A 17,875-nucleotide genomic window follows, 5' to 3' on the forward strand; every position below is an offset into this window, starting at 1 on the left:
GGGGCGTGCTCCCTCACCACGAATAGCCAACGCTGAGCGTCGGGATGTAATAGGTGTCCCAATCCTTGTGGCGATCGTTGTCGTAGAGGCGATCACCCACCGCGACCGGCTGGTTGCCGGGTTGCGGCTTTTTCAGGTAGTAGAGCGCACCCACGCGGGGTGCCACGTACAAGCCCTTGTAGACCTTCCACACGTAGCCGAGCTCGAGGCCCAGCGCGAGTGAGTGGAGATCCACGTGCGCTCCGCTCTCTTGGTTGGTGACCCCCTGCTCTTTGATGTGAAACATGGCCTGGAGGTAGAAGCCTCTGTCGGTGCTCTGGGCAATGAAGTAGGACGCGTTGATTCCCAGCAAAGAGTTGACGCGCAGGTCGAAACCCTCGGGAACACCTCCGAGCGACGGGTTGGACAGGAAGCTGGCATAGCTGAGACCGGCGCGGAACGGGCCGTAGGTCACTCCGCCGGCGATCGCGGTTCCTTGTCGGAGGAAGGCGAGGACTCCAAGGTCAACCTCGGCATAGGCACCGAAACGGAACCCGTCGTGCGCCGGCGGGCTTGTCTCTGCCGCGACCGACTCGGCCGGTTCGGCCTGGGCGGTCGAAGCCCACAGAGAGAGGGAAACAGCGAAGAGGAGAGCGCGAAGCGTTTTGTTTGACATGGGCTCATCCTCACTCGTCGAGGATGAAAGCGCCTTGGCCGGGCCCGCCAGATCCGTGTCCGCGGGCGCCAAACGAATGCTCAGCCCGGAACCAAGATTGCTGGGCTTCTCGGGATGGAGGCGGCGGGAATCGAACCCGCGCCGGGCAGTGCGAAACCTCTAGCAGAATCGCGCCCTTATCTCGTAACCGCCCGGGATGCTTCGGAGTCGATATCCCTCCGCGTTCCATTCCTTCCCGTCCTGTCCCAGACCGTTCCACAGGTTCCTGCGACATACGTGCAACATGGCAGACGCCGAACCTGAGCAGGGTGGACCCGCCCGTCGTCCTCCATGAAGGGAGCCCACCCGCCCACGTCGTCAGGAAGTCGCGGAGATCTCGTGCCCCGCATCTCCACGTTCGCATCGATGGTAGCTGGGTCGCCTGTTCGTCAATCGTCATCAAGGCCCTGCCATCAAGCAAGCTGGCGATCACCGTGCTCAAGCACTTGGCCAGACTCACTGCCGCTCCTAACTTGTCACTGACAAGCGTGTGGGTCTCTGGACGTTACTCTTTTGGGAGTACTCGGGAGGGATGGGGCGCGAGCCGCGCTTAATTTTGCTAGGGGTGAATTCGCTGCGCGAACGCCCGCGCAAGATGACGAGGGCGAGCTTGGACGTATGGCAGCATTAGCGTTATCTGGGCGAGCGTCTCATGGATGCGCGTGAGGTCCACGCCCGAGACGAGCAGGCGCAGAGCCGTCACCCGATCAAGGAGCACTGAGCCGACGCTTCGTAAGGGACCCGGCCAGAGCGAGCAAGATCCAGGTGGCAGGGGAGGCGGGGCCGCTGGAGCAACTCCAGCCATAGTGGCTGCGCTGGATGGTGAGTGAGTATTCGGTGGCGGGTGGGCTGGTGTTGCCAGCTTCGTCCATAGCGGTCGCGGAGACAACGTAGTGTCCGAGTTCCAGTTCCATGGCAGGAGTGAAGCTCCAAGCTCCAGTTACCTCCGTCCTGACGGTCCCTATTGCTGTCCCATTCAGCGAGACTGTCACCATGGCATCAGCCTCCGCCGTGCCACCAATGGCTGGCCTTCGCGTATTGAGGAAGTGTTCAGGCCCAGTCACCTTCGGCGCTTCCGGAGGCACAGTGTCAACACTGAAGCTGAGGACCTTGGCAGTAGCGCTGACATTGCCCACCTCGTCCGTGGCGGTAGCTTGAGCTTGGTGGCGTCCCTCATTCAGCGCCGAGACAGGAGTGAAGGTCCAAAGCCCCTCTGCATTTGCCACGGCTGTTCCCGCCACGCTCCCGTCCAGCCACACTGTCACCCTTCGCCCCGCCTCCACTGTGCCTTGGACGGCTGGCCTCTGCGTATTGACGAGAGCCCCAGGCGCGGTGAGTTCGGGCGCCTTCGGAGCTGGCCCGTCCACGAGCACCATCTGCCCGGCGGAAATGCCCTGGGTCATGACAGAGAGGATGTAGTGGCCATTCGGCACAGCCGGCATCTGTAGGGGCACCTCTGTATCGGAGAACAAGCCGTGAGGAGCTACGCGTATCAGCGTTTCTCCCTCCACTGACATGAGGCTGACCAGGGGGAAGTTCGTAGCCGAGTTCTGGGTGTTGCCGCTGCTTGCCTCCGACCGACCGCGTAAACGGAGCCCAGTGATGTTGAATGTGCTCCCCGGCTTTTGCTTGGCGGGCGGCGCAATCACAGGGCGCCATTCCGAGTTGGCCCCCATGTCTTCGTACACCTCTGCGCTGTTGCTACCTCCACCTGTGACGAGCACCTGCCCATCAGTCAAGAGTGCCACTATGGGGTACTTGCTGCGGGCAGAGGTCATTGAGCCTGTGATAGCCCATCGGTTCGTTCCCGAATCGTATACCTCCGCGCTGGAGAGAGACGTGCCGTGGCCGTCTTGCCCCCCAGCCACGAGCACCTTGCCACTCAGGAGCAATGTGGTCGTGTGCAGGGAGCGAGCTTGTGTCAGCGAGCCGGCAGCGGTCCATTTACCTTGACTCGGGTCGCTCCCTTCACTCGGCTTGTACACCTCCGCGCTGGAGAGGGGCGCGCCGAAAGTGTCTTGCCCCCCGGCCACGAGCACTTTGCCTCCGGGAAGTGGCGTGACGGTATGCAGGGAGCGGGCCTGTAGTAGCGAGCCAGTCGTCGTCCATTGGCCTGTACTCGGGGCATACACCTCCGCGCTGGCGAGAGCAGAGCCGAGAGCGTCTCGTCCCCCGGCCACGAGAACCTTGCCGCTAGGCAGAATCACTGCGGTGTGGTCGGCGCAGGCGTAGGCTAGCGAGCCCGTAGCGGTAAACTGGCTCGTATCCGGGTCGTACACCTCCGCGCTGGAGAGGGGTGCGCCGAGGGCAACTTGCCCGCCGATCACGAGCACCTTGCCGCTCGGTAGCAGCGTTGCCGTGTGCAGGGAGCGGGCCTGTAGTAGCGAGCCAGTCGTCGTCCATTGGCTTGTACTCGGGTCATATACCTCCGCGCTGGCGAGAGCAGAGCCGAGAGCGTCTCGTCCCCCGGCCACGAGAACTTTGCCGCTCACCAGCAGTGTCGCTGTGTGGCCGGCGCGGGCGTGGGCCAGCGAGCCCGTAGCGGTAAACTGGCCCGTATCCGGGTCGTACACCTCCGCGCTGGAGAGGGGTGCGCCGAGGGCGACTTGCCCGCCGACCACGAGCACCTTGCCGCTCGGTAGCAGCGTTGCCGTGTGCAGGAGGCGATCGTGAGTCAGCAGGCCCGGGGTGGCAGCCCACTGACCCGTGCCCAGATCGTACACTTCCGCCCTGTCGTAGACGGTGTTCTCGTACCAACCCCCGGCCACGAGCACCTTCCCGTTGGACAGCAGTGTCGCCGTGTGGTTCATGTTGGCTGTGGCTACGGAACCTGTCGCGCGCCACCTCTCCGTGCCCGGGTCGTATATCTCGGCGCAGGCCAGGGGGATGCTGGTGCCCATACCTCCGGTGACCAGCACCTTGCCCGATGGCAACAGCGTTGCCGTGTGCCAATAGCGGGCCAGAGCCAGAGAATCCGTTGGCCCCCACACCCTCGTGCCCGAGTCATACACTTCCGCGCTGGTTAGAGCGCCATCTGGACCACGGCCACCGGCGACCAGTACTTTGCCCGATTGCAGCACCGTCGCCGTGTGGTTGTAGCGGGCTATGGCTGGCGAACTCGTCGGGTTCCACATGCCCGTATCTGGGGTGTACACCTCTGCGCTGGCGAGAGAGCCTTTAGGTCCAAAACCTCCAATGATCAGGACTTGGCCTGAGGGCAAGAGCGTTGCCGTGTGATGATAGCGAGCCATGGCCATAGAGCCTGTGGAATACCATCCTCCGGTCCCTGGGTCGTACACCTCCGCGTTGGCGAGGTAGCCGCCTGGGTTGGGACTTCCTCCAGTGACGAGCACCTTGCCTGAGGGTAACAGCGTGGCCGTATGTCCGGCTCGGGCCGTGGCTAGCCAGCTCGTGGGACTCCACACTCCTCTCTTTGGGTCGTATACCTCTGCACTGGCGAGATAGCCGTCCGGGCCAATGCCTCCAGTGACCAGCACGTTGCCTGACGGCAGCAGCGTTGCCGTGTGCCAATAGCGAGCCGTAGCCAGCGAATTCGTGGGACTCCACAGTCCCGTGGCCGGGTCATATACCTCCGCGTCGGCGAGGGGGGAGCCTTGTGGCCCACGGCCACCAGTGACCAGCACCTTGCCCGAGGGCAACAGTGTCGCCGTGTGTCCGTAGCGGGCCGTGGTCAGAGAACCTGTCAGGCTCCATCCCTCTGGGCTTGGGTTGTACACCTCCGAGTTTGTGACTGCACTGCCGCTTGGGCCAATGCCACCCGTGACCAGCACGTTGCCCGAGGGCAACAGCGTCGCCGTGTGCCCGTAGCGGGCCGTGGCAAGTGAGTTTGTGAAATTCCATTGTCCCTCACCCGGGTCGTATACCTCCGCGCCGGCAAGCGCTCTGCCACTGGGGCCGTCCCCTCCGGTGACCAGCACTTGACCCGAGGGCAACAGCGTCGCCGTATGCCTGTAGTAGCGAACCGTAGCCAGAGCGCCCGTGGGGCTCCATGCTCCCGTGCCCGGGTCGTATACCTCCGTGCTGGAAAGAGGGGTGTTGTTGGTGCCTATCCCCCCGACGACCAGCACCTTGCCCGAGAACAGGAGCGTCGCCGCTTGCCAGGAGCGGGCTGTGGCCAGAGATCCTGTGGGGCTCCACACTCCCGTGCCCGGGTCGTATACCTCTGTACTGGCAAAGCAGCCGTCTTGGTACTCGCCACCGGTGACGAGCACCTGACCCGAGGGCAACAGCGTTGCAGTATGGTTATAGCGGGCCGTGGCCAGAGATCCTGTGGGGCTCCACATCCCCGTGCTCGGGTCGTACACCTCCGCGCTCGCGAGAGGGATATTGGTCGCATCTCTTCCCCCGACGACAAGAACCTGACCTGAGTGCAGCAATGTTGCCGTGTGTAGATACGTTCCCGTAGCCAGTGAGTTCGTCGCGGTCCACGTCCCTGTACTCGGGTCATACACCTCCGCGCTGGCGAGGGCGCCACTCAGGCCAAAGCCTCCAATGACCAGCACCTTGCCTGACGACAACAGTGTCGCGGTATGCGCGGCGCGGGCCCTGGCCAGAGTGTCCGTGGGGCTCCACACCCCCGTGCTCGGGTCGTACACCTCCGCGCTGGCAAGGAGGGTATTGTTGGCGTCGAGCCCCCCTACGACGAGCACCCTGCCGCTGGGTAGCAGTGTCTCAGTGTGTCCATAGCGAGGCGTGGCCAGGGAACCCGAGGCGCTCCACTGCCCTGTAGCCATGGACTGGAGAGCTTTGGACGCAACCCTCTCGCTGGGTCCATATTCGTCCTCGCCCAGCGGTGCCTTGTCGCATGACAGACCCAGCAGCGCTGAGATCATGGCAAGCCGCGCAACGATCTCTAATTCCGTTCTTGGAATGAAAAGCATGAATGGCTCCTCAATGAGCGCCGACAGGAGATGCAAGTGGCGGACCTAGAGCCGGTTGTGCTGCTGCAGGGACTGGAGTCTGAAGGAGGAGGCCAGGAGTCAGTTGGCGCGCAGGCGTTAGTTGACGCGCAAGCCCACACGGCTGACGCGTCAGGAAGCCCTGTGCCGACGCCTGCTGGAGACGCTTGCTGGAGTTGCCCTGATTCCGTGGAGGGTTCTCGGAGTTGGGCCTTCAGGCTGCGGCCAAGAGCTTCTTTCCGTAGTTGATGGGCGACTGGCGATCGAGAGCGGAGTGGAGGCGATGAGGGTTGTACCAGCCCTCGATGAACTCGAAGAGGGCCACCCAGCGACTCTTTAAGATTGTTGGGCTTCTCGGGATGGAGGCGGCGGGAATCGAACCCGCTGCCGGGCGGTGCGAAATTCCTAGGACGCCCAGAAGGCCAGCAGGGCGCCCGCGGCGGTGGCCACCACGTTGACGGTGTCATTGCCCAGCCAGGAAACGCCCCGGAGTGCGCGGGTGTTCTGGCCGCAGCGGTGCACGCGGCGCTCGGTCTCCCGTCCACAGGCGTCGCACCAGCGCACATCCTGCATCGTGGCTCCCAGGAAGCTGTCCACCAGTGAGCCCACGACCCCTGCCAGCACGAGCCAGGGCAGCCACTGCCACGCTACGCCTGCGAGCAGCGCGAGGATTCCCACGAAGGCGGCGCCAGCGGTGGAGGCCAGCAGCCCCACTCCTGAGATGGCGCCCGAAGTGCCAGGGGCCGCCGGCCGCAAGGTGGTGATCATTCGGGGATGGGAGCGCGAGAGAACCCCCAACTCCGTGGCCCAGGTGTCCGCGTTGGCAGCGACCAGGGCGCCCAGCATCGCCAGCAGGAAGCGCGAGTCCCCCGTGAGCGCCAGGAGCACGGCGGCCAGCGCGGCCACTCCCCCGTTGGCCAGCGCCTGCCCCAGATCGCGCGTCCCCGTCTTGGCGTACTCGGCCTCCACGCTGGCCTTCCTGTCCCGGAAGGCCTTGGAGAGCGCGCTCGAGGAGAAGAAGAAGCCGAGCAGGGCCACCGTTCCCACCGCGCCCGCCAGTCCGAAGACGGGGGCCCCAACGACGATGGCTCCCAGCACGCCGCTGGGACTCAGCGAACCTCTCAGCCAGGCGGCTACGCCAATGATCAGGGCCAGCCCCGCGCCCAGCCCCAGGCCCGCCGCAGAAGCGATGGGAGTCCAGCCGAGCACGGCCAGTGCGCATAGCGGCACCCAGAGGTTGTCCCGTCCCCGGATGCCGAGGGCCTCGGCGCAGGTGGCCACCACGACGCACAACAGAGCCAGCGGCACGCGGGGCATCTCGGGCGCGAGGCCCGGCATCCACGTGAGTGCGGCGAGCACAGCCAGGAAGGTTCCCGCGAGCATCGCCAGCGAGCCCTCCAGGCTCTTGCGCTCCCCTCCGAGAGTCTCATACCGGTGGCGCCCGAAGCGCCGGCCCACCAGCGACGCCAGCGCATCCCCCACGACCATGGCCAGCACGGCGCCCGCCGCCACCGCGGGCCGGTCCCACGCCAGCCAGACGCACGCCGAGAAGGTGAGCGCGAACCAGACCGTTCCCAGGTTGTCGGGCTCGGTGTCCACCGCCTTCAGCAGGCGCTTGCGATGGATGACCCAGTTGGCCACCGATGCCGTCAGCGATGGCATCACCGCCAACTCCCGGTGCTCGAACAACTTCAGCGTGCCGAAGATCCACAGGCCTACGCTCACGTGAATGAACTTGCGAGAGACCTCTCGGGACACCCCTCGCCGCGCTGCCACCTCGCCCACCAGAACGCACGCGCCCACATAGGCATAGGACAAGAGGAGTGCCTGGAGATCCTGGCTCATGGCGCCCGAGTATAGGGCCACGGACGCGGGTGGTGGCTCGGAGCCCGTCCTACTGCGCGGAGAGGGTCTCGTTCAGCACCTGCCACAAGGGGCGGGTGTAGGGCACCATGTCCTGTTTGAAGTACCACCAGAAGAAGCCGCCCACGAAGCGCGGCTCATCGAGCTTCATGCCGTAGTAGCGGCGGATGTACTCGGCTTTCTTGCGGGAGTCCGTGGTGCCGCACTCTCCCATACCGAGCCGGGCCTTCGGGAAGAGCGTGGCCAGGTGGTGGAAGACGCCCTGCCAGTCGGGCTGACGTCCATCGCAGTCGTCCTCGTAGTAGCTCACCAGCACGTAGTCGAGCTCGTCGCGCATGGAGGCCGGCAGGTACTTCTCCACCCAGGTGAACATCTCGTTGTCCGCCGGAGCGCAGCCCTCGTTGTAATAGAGGGTGAGGGCAGTCAGACGCTGGCGCTGTTTGGCCTGGTGGAAGGCGTCCTCGATCTTGGCCACGACGGCCTCGGGCTCCCCGAGCCACTCGCCGTTGACCTCGTTGCCGATCTCCCAGATGTCCACGTGGGGCGAGAGGGCGTCGAGGTACTCGGTGACGCGGGCGCGATACTGGGCGGGCGAGTAGAGGCTCACGTTCGAGGAGTCGAGCAGCTCTCCCATGATCCAGCTGACGCGGTGGATGGACTCGAGGCTCTCGAGGTACTCGGAGGCAGGGACGTACTCGTCGAAGACGACGCGAGTGGTGGGCCGGTGGTTGAGCCGGCGCAGGGACTCGGTGATGGCCTCCAGGTCGTCCACGCTGTCCACGGTCACTCCGTAGATGCGCTCGAGCCCCGGGTCCGGAGCTGGCAGCTCCGGACCCGCCGACGAGTCTCCTGGCGGATGGGTTCGGGTACAGGCGAGCATTCCCGCCAACCCCAGCGTGAGGAGGGGCCACTTCATGGCTAGGGAATCAGCTCGTTCGGGCTGACGAACGTGAAGCCCTCCGCCTGGATTCCCTCCACGGTCTGCTGGAGCAGTTGGATGTCGAAGAAGGGATGGAAGTAGAAGCTGGCGAAGCCATCGCGCACGACCCGGTTCTTCCTGGCCGCGCGGATGATGTCCTCCGGCAGGCGCCGTGGGTAGCTGTAGAACTGATCGGGCTCGATGTTGCCCAGGTTCTCCGGGAGCACGGTGGTGTCGTAGAGATCCTGCACGACATACGGGAAGAGCTGCCCGAACATGTGCGCGGAGTTGATGGAGGTGTTTGTCAACAGCCCGCCGAAGTAGATGGCGCGCTCCCAGCGGGTATCGAAGAGCTCGGCGACGGCCCGCTGGCTGTTGACCGAGGCGGTGTAGTGCGGGAACTCGAAGATCTTCGGCGCTGGTAGCTTCGCCTTCGAGAACAGCTCCTGGCCCTTGTGGATCCGATCCTTCGCCCAGCCTCGCGAGTCCTTCGGCAGCGGGCCGAGGAAGTTGATGGAGTAGTCCTCGTTATGGGTGACCCGGAAGAACTCCGTGTCGTCCGCCGTCACGCCTGTGTAGGGATTGAGTTCATCCTCCCATTGATGGGTCCTGCCATGCATCACCATGACGCCTCCATGAGAGAGCAGGTATTGGATGGCGCTGACGAGCTCCGGGCTGGACTTCAGCGTGAGGTGCACTGGGGTGCCTTCGTTGTAGTAACCCAGGGGATCCACGTACTCGGGGATGACGCCGAATCCGAATGGCACATTCCTGGAGCACAAGTAGTCGGCAATGGCTCGCAGCGAGTCCGGATCCGTTGAAGGGTTGATGTCCTCCAGGCGGACCAGCGCGCGGTGCCGCTCGGGCGTGCTTGGTGCCAGGGCATCGAACAGCAGATCCGCGAAGATGAGCACGCGATCCTCCTCGGACATGTATGTGAAGGGGATCTCAGAGAGATAGGTGAGGTTTCCGCTGCGCAGTGCCCAGGGGAACGTCGAGCCATCTGCCCGGACTGCCTGCGCGAGCACGGTGACTTTCTGCGCGTCGCTGATGAGTGACTGCATCACGCCGGAGGCGTTGCCCGCGTAGCGGACCAGGTCCTGGCCCTTGTAACGCACCTGGGCGACCTGGGAGAAATCCAGGCCCTGCCAACGCCAGCCATAGCGGGCGATGAAGGCGCTGTCTCCGGCTCGAGCGGTGAGCTGCCAGATGTTGAAGCCACCCCAGATGACGGGCTTGTTCGTGAGCAACACGTCGTCGAGCAGGCACGTGGGCAGCGGCTCGTCATAGGTCGAGCCAAAGTAGAGGATGGCGGAGAATTTCTGTGCCTCACCGCACACGTAGGTGGTGGCCCTTTTGGCGGTCCAGCCGCCGAAGTGGCTCACCAGGTTCGCGGTACCCATGGCATAGAGTTCCCCGAGGTAGCCATAGGGGCCCGTGCTGTCGAAGAGGATGAGCGCTGGGGGAGAGGCCACTTCGTTCTCGGGCCCCTTCTTCTTCGTGGGACCCTTCCACTCCTTGGGAGTGCTGCCATCGTCCTGGACGCTGGTGAACATGGAACTGCTCACCGGCGGAGGGGCGGGGTTCCAGAGCAGGGAGCGAGTCACCTGCTCTGGCGTGGAGTGCTGGTGAGGCTGGCCCGCCAGACTCGGCTCACTCAGGCCGAGCAGAGCCACGAGGGCGAGCAGACCGAGCCCGCGCGAAAGGCACCTCCCCGTCGCGGCCCGAGATGCCTCACACCGTTGGGTTCGTTTCTTCCAGCTCATGACGCCTCCCCGCGAGAGAAACAGCCGTGGTCCTGTTTGGAATGCTGGGGGCCAGCGCGTCCGCCTGATCCCGCTCCCCGACGCGGGCCACCAAGTGGTGGGTGATGCGCTCGGCGGAGTGGCCATCTCCGTAGGGGTTGTGCCCCCGGGCCATGGCGGCGAAGCGTGCCGGATCTCGCAGCAGCCCCACCGTCTCCTCATGGATACGCGTGGGCGAGGTCCCCACGAGCCGGGCCACTCCCGCGGCGACGCCCTCGGGGCGCTCTGTCACCTCGCGCAACACGAGCAGCGGCTTGCCGAAGGTGGGCGCCTCCTCCTGGATACCCCCCGAGTCCGTGAGGATGAGAGAGGCCCGCTCCATCAGCGTGATGAAGTCGAGGTAACCCACGGGCGGCAGCAGGACGATCCGCTCCTCGCCGCCCAGGAGCCGGTGCACGGGCTCTCGCACCTGGGGGTTGAGGTGCACGGGATAGACGAGCACCACGTCGGGGCACTCACGCACGATGCGGCGCAGGGCATGGCACATCCCCTCGAGCGGCTCGCCGAAGCTCTCGCGGCGGTGGAGCGTCACCAGGACCATCCTCCGGTGGGCCAGCAGCTCCTCGGGGAGGCCGGGCACGCCTCCGCCCCGCGCGCGGGCGACCTCCCGCGCCGTCAACAGCGCGTCCACCACCGTGTTGCCCGTCACGGAGATCTGGCTTCGCGCGTAGCCCTCCGCCATCAGCAGCTCGGCGGCCTGCTGCGTCGGGGCGAAGAGCAGCTCCGAGAGCTGGTCAATGAGCTTGCGGTTGATCTCCTCGGGGAAGGGCGAGTACCGCTCTCCCGAGCGCAGACCGGCCTCCACGTGGCCCACCGGCACCTTTTGATAGAAGGCCGCCAGGGCCGCGGCGAAGGCGGTGGTCGTATCCCCCTGGACGAGCACCCAGGCCGGGCGGTGTTGCTGGATGATCTCCCGCATGCCCAGCACCGCCCGGGAAGTGACTTCATCCAGCGTCTGGCCCGGTCGCATGAGATCCAGATCCAGATCGGGCTTCAAGCCGAAGACCGCGAGTGTCTGATCCAGCATCTGCCGGTGCTGGCCGGTGGACACGAGCACCGGCTGCAAGCAGTTGCTCCGCCGCAGCGCCCGGACGACGGGCGCCATCTTGATGCCCTCGGGCCGCGTGCCCACCACCACGAGTATCTTCGCCGTCATGTCAGTTTCCTCTTTCACTGCCGCGGCTCGCTTGCCATGGCGCGGAGTTTTCGAACGGGCTGGAGGTCGCAAGGACCGCGGGGGGCTCCTCGGGCTGCGAGACGTGGGGGATGGGGCCGAGCTGGGAGATGACTTCGCCCGCCACCTGGCATGCGTCGAGCGGTTCGTGTTGCGCCGCCAGGGCCCCCGTGTTGGGGAAGGCATGTGTCGTCTTCAGCCAGCGCAGCGGCTGGCCGGTCACCCGGTGCCGGACGAACTGGAAGATGGCGCGGTTGGTGGCCATCAAGCTGATGAGGTTGCCCAGCATGAGGCGAGGCACGGACATCAGTGCATGCCCAGGCCCATACAGCCTGTTGACGGCGTAGAACTTCATTCCCAGCCTCCACACCAACAACAGGAGGTTGATGACGAGGATCCACGCCAGCCATGAGTCTTTGGGGGCGACATCATCCATGCTCCAGGGCTCTCCCACGGTTGCGCTCACCGACGTCCGCGCGAAGACGTAGGCCAGCAGGCCATAGGCGCCGAGCAGCAGGGCATTGGTGAGGAGCGCCTTGCGATCCCTCCAGAGGCAGTAGAGGACGGGCAGCGTTCCCTGCCAGCCGAGCTGCTGCCAGGTCTGCAAGGTGATGCCGAGAATCCACCGCGAGCGCTGCCGCACCGAGGCCCAGAGGTTGTCCGGGAAGTATTCGCGAGTGGCGAGGTACTCCTCGCGCTCGGGGACCCCCGCGCTCGAGGGCCCGGGGGCCTGCGCGGGGTGCGTCAGGGTCCGGCAGGCGAAGTGCACGCGTTTGCCGGCCAGGCGGAACTTGAGGCCGATCTCGTAGTCCTCCGTCAGGCTGGAGGTGCTGAAGGGCTGTTGCCCGTGCCGGCCGGCGATGTCCTCGAAGGCGTTGCGATCGAAGGCGCTGCCCACGCCCGCGGAGGGGATCAGCCCGTGCAAGGCCTCTCGTACCGGCATGTCCCGCAGGTGGTGCTCGGCGAACTCGTCGATGTACGTGGCGCCCACCAGGTTGCTCTTTGGCAGCTCCAGCGAGAAGACAGGCATCTGCACGAATTCGTGGCGGGGGATGAGCAGGCTGCACAGCCGCAACGACAGGGGATGGATCACATCCTCCGCGTCGTGCATGAGGAGGGTGTCGAAGCGCCGGCCGGAGCGTTGCTCCTCCAGGACGATGCCCTGGTAGACCCAGTTGAGACAGTCGGCCTTGGAGGTGGGGCCGTCATGAGGCAGCACCACCTTGTGCACGTTGGGGTGGACCCGACTCACCGCGTCCACTCGCGCCTGGGTCTCCTTGTCATTGGGGTATGTGCCGAGGAAGAAGTCGTAGTTGCTCAGCTCGTAGTCGAGGCTGCGCAGGTTGTGCTCCAGCATCTGCTGGATGACATTGGCCTCCTGCCAGGCGGGCACCATGATGGCGATGCGCCGCTGGGCAACCGCGCGCAGCTCTTCCAGGGAGAGGGTTCGCCGCTCCCGGCGGTGGAGTCCTCGCAGGAAGAAGTTGAGATCGATCCACAGCTCGTCCAGCCCGTTGAGGAAGATGCCGATGCTGATGGGATAGGCCAGCGTATGGGCCACCGTGTCGAGTGTGTCCATGTCTTAGAACTCGAAATAGGTAGAGGCCTGCAGGCGCAGGTCGGTGTAACGAGTCTGGGCAGGCAGTGGATCCACCGAGTGCCGTCCGAAGTAGAAACCCTCGTGGAGGGCGAGCTGCAGATCGACGCCAATGGGAGCCAGCAGCCGCCAGCGGTGGCCCACTCCCGCATCCGCCAGGTTGTTGTAGTAGTGGCCCAGTCGATCCGCGGCGGCGCGAGCCTCGAGCAATCCCTGCCAGAGCAACGGGCCGGTATGCAGCCAGGACACCGCGGCCCGGCCGCGGAGGAAGCCCACCACGTTGTGATTGAAGCGGCTGACATACACAGACTCGCCGTATGCGTCGGTACACGGCGCGAGCATGAGAGCCACCCCGGGAGAGGGACGAGGCCGGCAGCCCGAGGACTCCACTCCGAAGTAGAGGCCGGCCCGGGCATCGAAGGAGACGCGGCGGCGCCCGTCGTCCAAGAGATTGAAAGCGGGCCCTGCCTGCACGAAGAGTCCGGCCCGCTGGGACGCGAAGCGTGTCAACACCCCCAGGCCCGTGAGGGTGTAATTGTCAGCATAGATTTCAGGGACGCCCAGGTTGCCACGGCCGTGCGAGGCCATGTCTCGCGTCACCTGGGCGAAGAGATAGAAGTGCAGGTCCAGATCGAGGGACGGCCGGACGAACACGCGTCCACGCAGGGCGGGGACGAGATCCGCGGGGACCCCACTGCCGAAGGTACGGTTCCACCCCAGGGTGTCGAGGTAGAGATCCGCCCAGAGGTGGTGGGGCAAGGACTCCAACTCTTGCCGCGCCTGCTGCGCCAGGTGCGAGTCCGGCCCCTGGGATGCTTCCGTGAAACCCTGGCGGGCTTCCTCGAGCCTGCCTCGTGCCACCTGCAGGTAGCCCAATTCGATCGCGATGCGCTGGGAATCCGTCCCCAGTCCGCGAGCCTGTTCAAAGGCGGCCAGTGCCCCTTCGAGATCTCCGGCCTTCTTGCGTTGATAGCCATTTTCGAGGAGTCGCTGCACCTCCTGAGGAAATGCCTGCTTTTCTGGCTGCGGCTCTCCTCCCGCGAGAAGGAGGAACAGGACGCAAAGTCCCATGGAACATCTCTCCCAGCTGGCGATCGAGCTCTCGCCCGCGCCACCCTCTTGATGAGGGCAAATAGCTAGGGGGTGGGACCCCACTCCTCAAGTTGCCCTGAAGGGCTCCTGGGGTCCTTCTGACCTGGGAGGGAAAGAGGTGTCGCGGGATTTCGCCAGGAACCTGGAAGCGGTCAGTAGCCGAGGGAGAAGGGGATATCCACGGGAACGATGGGCCCGCGCAGATTTCCCTCAGGGCTCTCTTCCGTCCGGACCACGATGGACATCTCCCCGGACTCGAACACGTCCTCCTGCTTTCCGGAGAGCGGATAGCTCCCCTGAACGGAGTAGCTGACAGTTGCGTCGCTGCCGTTCTTGACGAACGTGATGCTCGCCACGGTGCCGTCGTCGCTTGCTCCTTCTCGGGACGGACCCTTCATGAGCACCTCCACGACGGTCTCCGGCGTATAGAAGAATCCGCTCTCGATCTCGACCTGGCCGGAAGCGGGCGGGCTGAAGTAGATGATGCCGTCTTCAGCGGGGCCAGCAGGCTTCGGGGAGACCGCGCTCAACGTCGCTTCATACCGGTCCGCGCCACCACAGGCTGTGATCAGCATCGCCAGTACCGCGAGGCAAGCCTGGGATTTCATGAGCGCACCTCGAGGGGCAGTGCCTTCAGACCACGGACTGTAACGCCAGGCAGCCACTCTACCTGCTCCGCGCGCAGGGAGAGCCTTCCGATCCGCGTCAGCATTGTCTCCAGGGCCAGCCGCGCTTCCACCCTCGCGAGCTGGGCTCCCAGACAGAAGTGGATGCCATGACCGAAGGCCAGGTTCTCCGGCTCGGTCCGATCGAGATCAAAGCGCTCGGCGTCTGGGAAGTGGTTCTCGTCTCTCAGCGCCGAGGCCAGAAGGACATACATCATGGCGCCCTTGGGAAGGGGGACGCCGCCGACCGTTGTGTCCTCGGTGCACAGACGTAACGTGGCCTGGACGGGGGGCTCGTAGCGGAGCACCTCCTCGAGGAATCGCGGGATGAGCGAGCGATCCGCGCGTAGCCTCGCCAGCAGCTCCGGCTCTCGGGAGAGAATCCAGGTGGAGGTAGACAGCAGGTTGCCCGTCGTCTCCAGCCCCGCGAGCAGCAGGAAGAAGAGAAAGCCCATCAGCTCCCGGTTCGTGAGCGGCTCTCCGTCCACACGGGCGCGGAGCAGATCGCTCACCATGTCCTCGCCGGGCTCGCGACGACGATGATCCATCACTTCATTGAAGTAGCGCTCCATCTCCTCCACGGTGGTGCGAGCGGAAGCCAGCAGCTCGGTGTCCTCCGGCCGAGACACGGAGAGGGCCACGATGTCCTCCGCCCACTTCTTGAAGCGCGACTGCAGAGAGGGATCCAATCCCATCAGGCCGCCGATGACGCTGGCGGGCAGGGGCAGAGCGAAGTCCTGCACGAAGTCCACCTCGCGGCGCTCCAGAATGCGGGAGGTGATGGTTTCGCAGGTGGCGCGGATGCTCGGCTCCAGGCGGCTCACGAGACTGGAGCCAAAGGCCCGGCTGACGAGCGTCCTCAACCGGGCGTGGTGGGGCGGGTCCTTCATCACCAGCGAGTCGGTCCAGGGATTGGAGCGGCCGAACCAGGGCGGCTCGACAGCGAACCGGAGTCCCTCGGAGGAGAAGACTCGCGGGTTCTTGAGGACGTGGGCGACATCCTCGTAGCGGCTGATCGCCCAGCCGGCGGGTTCCAGCTCGCAGACGGGCGCCTCGCGGCGCAGCTGGGCGTAGAGGGGGTAGGGGTTCTGCCGGACTTCGGGGAGTGACAGGTTCGGACGGCCGCTCGGCATGTTGGCTCCTCCTTCTCGCGCGATTCGCGCGGCGCGCTGGCGAGCTGGACCCGGCATGCGCGCTTCGGCACAATACCCTCGAAGAGGGCCCGAGCCCTCGCGCCGAGACCTCCATGCCCGCCTATCGCTCCCGCACTTCCACCCATGGCCGCAACATGGCCGGCGCCCGCGGTCTCTGGCGCGCGACGGGGATGAAAGAGAGCGACTTCGGCAAGCCGATCATCGCCGTGGTGAACTCCTTCACCCAGTTCGTGCCGGGCCACGTGCACCTGAAGGATCTGGGCCAGCTGGTCGCCCGCGAGATTGAGCGCGCCGGCGGCGTGGCCAAGGAGTTCAACACCATCGCCGTCGACGACGGCATCGCCATGGGCCACGACGGCATGCTCTACAGCCTGCCCTCGCGCGACCTTATCGCCGACAGCGTCGAGTACATGGTCAATGCGCACACGGTGGATGCGATGGTCTGCATCTCCAACTGCGACAAGATCACCCCGGGCATGCTGATGGCCGCCCTGCGCCTCAACCTCCCGGCTGTCTTCGTCTCCGGTGGACCGATGGAGGCCGGCAAGGTGTTGCTGCGCGGCAAGCAGGTCGCCCTCGATCTGGTGGACGCCATGGTCGCCGCGGCTGATGACTCCATCAGCGACGCCGAGGTGAAGACGATCGAGCGCTCCGCCTGCCCGACCTGCGGTTCCTGCTCGGGCATGTTCACCGCCAACTCGATGAACTGCCTGACCGAGGCGCTGGGCCTGTCCCTGCCTGGCAATGGTTCGGTCCTGGCCACCCACGCCGACCGCGAGCGGCTGTTCCTGGAAGCCGGCCGCCTGATCGTCGATATCACACGCCGCTACTACGAGCTGGAGGACGAGCGTGTGCTGCCGCGCTCGATCGCCACCTTCAAGGCGTTCGAGAACGCGATGAGCCTCGACATCGCCATGGGCGGCTCGACCAACACGGTGCTTCACCTGCTGGCCGCCGCCCATGAGGCCGGCGTCGGCTTCACCATGGAGGATATCGACCGGCTCTCGCGCAAGGTGCCGTGTCTGTCCAAGGTCGCCCCCGCCAAGTCCGACGTGCACATGGAGGACGTCCACCGCGCCGGCGGCATCATGGCCATTCTCGGTGAGCTGGAGCGCGGCGGCCTGCTGCACACCGACACGTCGACCGTGCACAGCGCCACGCTTGGCGAGGCCCTGTCCCGCTGGGATGTTCGCCGCGCCAACAGCGAGACCGTCCACACCTTCTATCGCGCGGCTCCGGGTGGTGTGCCGACGCAGACGGCCTTCAGCCAGAGCCGCCGCTGGGACGAGCTCGACCTCGATCGTGAGCGAGGCGTGATTCGCGACGTCGAGCACGCCTTCTCGCGGGACGGCGGGCTTGCGGTGCTGAAGGGCAACCTCGCCCTCGAAGGCTGCATCGTGAAGACCGCGGGCGTCGACGAGAGCATCCTGAAGTTCTCGGGGCCGGCCAAGGTCTACGAGAGCCAGGACGCGGCGGTCAGCGCCATCCTCGCTGGCAGGGTCGTCGCGGGCGACGTGGTGGTGATCCGCTACGAGGGCCCGCGCGGCGGCCCGGGTATGCAGGAGATGCTCTACCCGACGAGCTATTTGAAGTCGAAAGGCCTGGGGAAGGCCTGCGCCCTGATCACCGACGGCCGTTTCTCGGGCGGCACCTCTGGCCTCTCCATCGGGCACGTCTCGCCGGAAGCGGCTGAGGGCGGGCTGATCGGCCTCGTCGAGGAGGGTGACCTGATCGAGATCGACATCCCCAACCGGGCCATCCGGCTCGCTGTCTCCGACGCTGTGCTCGCCGAGCGTCGCGCAGCCATGGAGGCCAAGGGCGACACGGCCTGGAAGCCCGCCACGCGCAAGCGCAAGATCTCGGCGGCTCTCAAGGCCTACGCTGCTTTCACGACCAGCGCCGCCCGAGGCGCAGTCCGCGACGTCGACCAGTAGCGGCGGTGAGCGCGACGAGCGCTCCTGCCGTCTTCCGCCTGTCGGTATGAAGGCTGAGT

At 65.5% G+C, this 17,875-nt stretch carries 11 protein-coding genes; 1 reads left to right on the plus strand and 10 read right to left on the minus strand.

Annotated features, from left to right (window positions below):
• Positions 1–13 precede the first annotated feature (13 nt).
• The 10 genes from KY501_RS51020 to KY501_RS51065 form a co-directional block, all read right to left on the minus strand.
• Positions 14–655, minus strand: a complete 642-nt coding sequence (locus tag KY501_RS51020) for a hypothetical protein (RefSeq protein ID WP_224372863.1) — start codon at positions 653–655, stop codon at positions 14–16.
• A 746-nt stretch (positions 656–1,401) separates the two neighbouring features.
• The gene (locus tag KY501_RS51025) at positions 1,402–5,595 is read right to left on the minus strand and encodes a Kelch repeat-containing protein (RefSeq protein WP_224372864.1); all 4,194 of its coding nucleotides are present in this window, start codon (positions 5,593–5,595) and stop codon (positions 1,402–1,404) included.
• A gap of 423 nt (positions 5,596–6,018) precedes the next feature.
• A complete protein-coding gene (locus tag KY501_RS51030) occupies positions 6,019–7,458 on the minus strand; it encodes a DUF92 domain-containing protein (protein WP_224372865.1) in 1,440 nt (479 codons plus the stop codon).
• A gap of 49 nt (positions 7,459–7,507) precedes the next feature.
• Positions 7,508–8,392 carry a hypothetical protein gene (locus KY501_RS51035; protein ID WP_224372866.1) on the minus strand — a complete coding sequence of 295 codons (885 nt, stop codon included), beginning with the start codon at positions 8,390–8,392 and terminating at the stop codon, positions 7,508–7,510.
• A 2-nt stretch (positions 8,393–8,394) separates the two neighbouring features.
• Positions 8,395–9,951, minus strand: coding sequence for a DUF2334 domain-containing protein (locus tag KY501_RS51040; protein WP_224372867.1), 1,557 nt, complete (start codon positions 9,949–9,951; stop codon positions 8,395–8,397).
• Positions 9,952–10,129: 178 nt separating this feature from the next.
• A complete protein-coding gene (wecB, locus tag KY501_RS51045) occupies positions 10,130–11,356 on the minus strand; it encodes a non-hydrolyzing UDP-N-acetylglucosamine 2-epimerase (RefSeq protein ID WP_224372868.1) in 1,227 nt (408 codons plus the stop codon).
• A gap of 1 nt (position 11,357) precedes the next feature.
• Positions 11,358–12,953: a glycosyl transferase family protein gene (locus KY501_RS51050; protein ID WP_224372869.1), complete on the minus strand. Its 1,596-nt coding sequence runs from the start codon at positions 12,951–12,953 to the stop codon at positions 11,358–11,360.
• A gap of 3 nt (positions 12,954–12,956) precedes the next feature.
• Positions 12,957–14,042, minus strand: coding sequence for a tetratricopeptide repeat protein (locus tag KY501_RS51055; RefSeq protein WP_224372870.1), 1,086 nt, complete (start codon positions 14,040–14,042; stop codon positions 12,957–12,959).
• Positions 14,043–14,215: 173 nt separating this feature from the next.
• Positions 14,216–14,671 carry a hypothetical protein gene (locus KY501_RS51060; protein WP_224372871.1) on the minus strand — a complete coding sequence of 152 codons (456 nt, stop codon included), beginning with the start codon at positions 14,669–14,671 and terminating at the stop codon, positions 14,216–14,218.
• The gene (locus tag KY501_RS51065; protein ID WP_224372872.1) at positions 14,668–15,861 is read right to left on the minus strand and encodes a cytochrome P450; all 1,194 of its coding nucleotides are present in this window, start codon (positions 15,859–15,861) and stop codon (positions 14,668–14,670) included. Before KY501_RS51065 ends, KY501_RS51060 begins: the two co-directional genes overlap by 4 nt.
• Positions 15,862–15,974: 113 nt before the next feature.
• Between KY501_RS51065 and ilvD the strand changes: the two genes are divergently transcribed.
• Positions 15,975–17,816 (plus strand): dihydroxy-acid dehydratase, encoded by a 1,842-nt coding sequence (ilvD, locus tag KY501_RS51070; protein WP_224372873.1) that lies wholly within the window; start codon positions 15,975–15,977, stop codon positions 17,814–17,816.
• Positions 17,817–17,875 lie beyond the last annotated feature (59 nt).

Origin of the sequence: Hyalangium versicolor, assembly GCF_020103695.1 — a bacterium.
Taxonomy (GTDB): domain Bacteria; phylum Myxococcota; class Myxococcia; order Myxococcales; family Myxococcaceae; genus Hyalangium; species Hyalangium versicolor.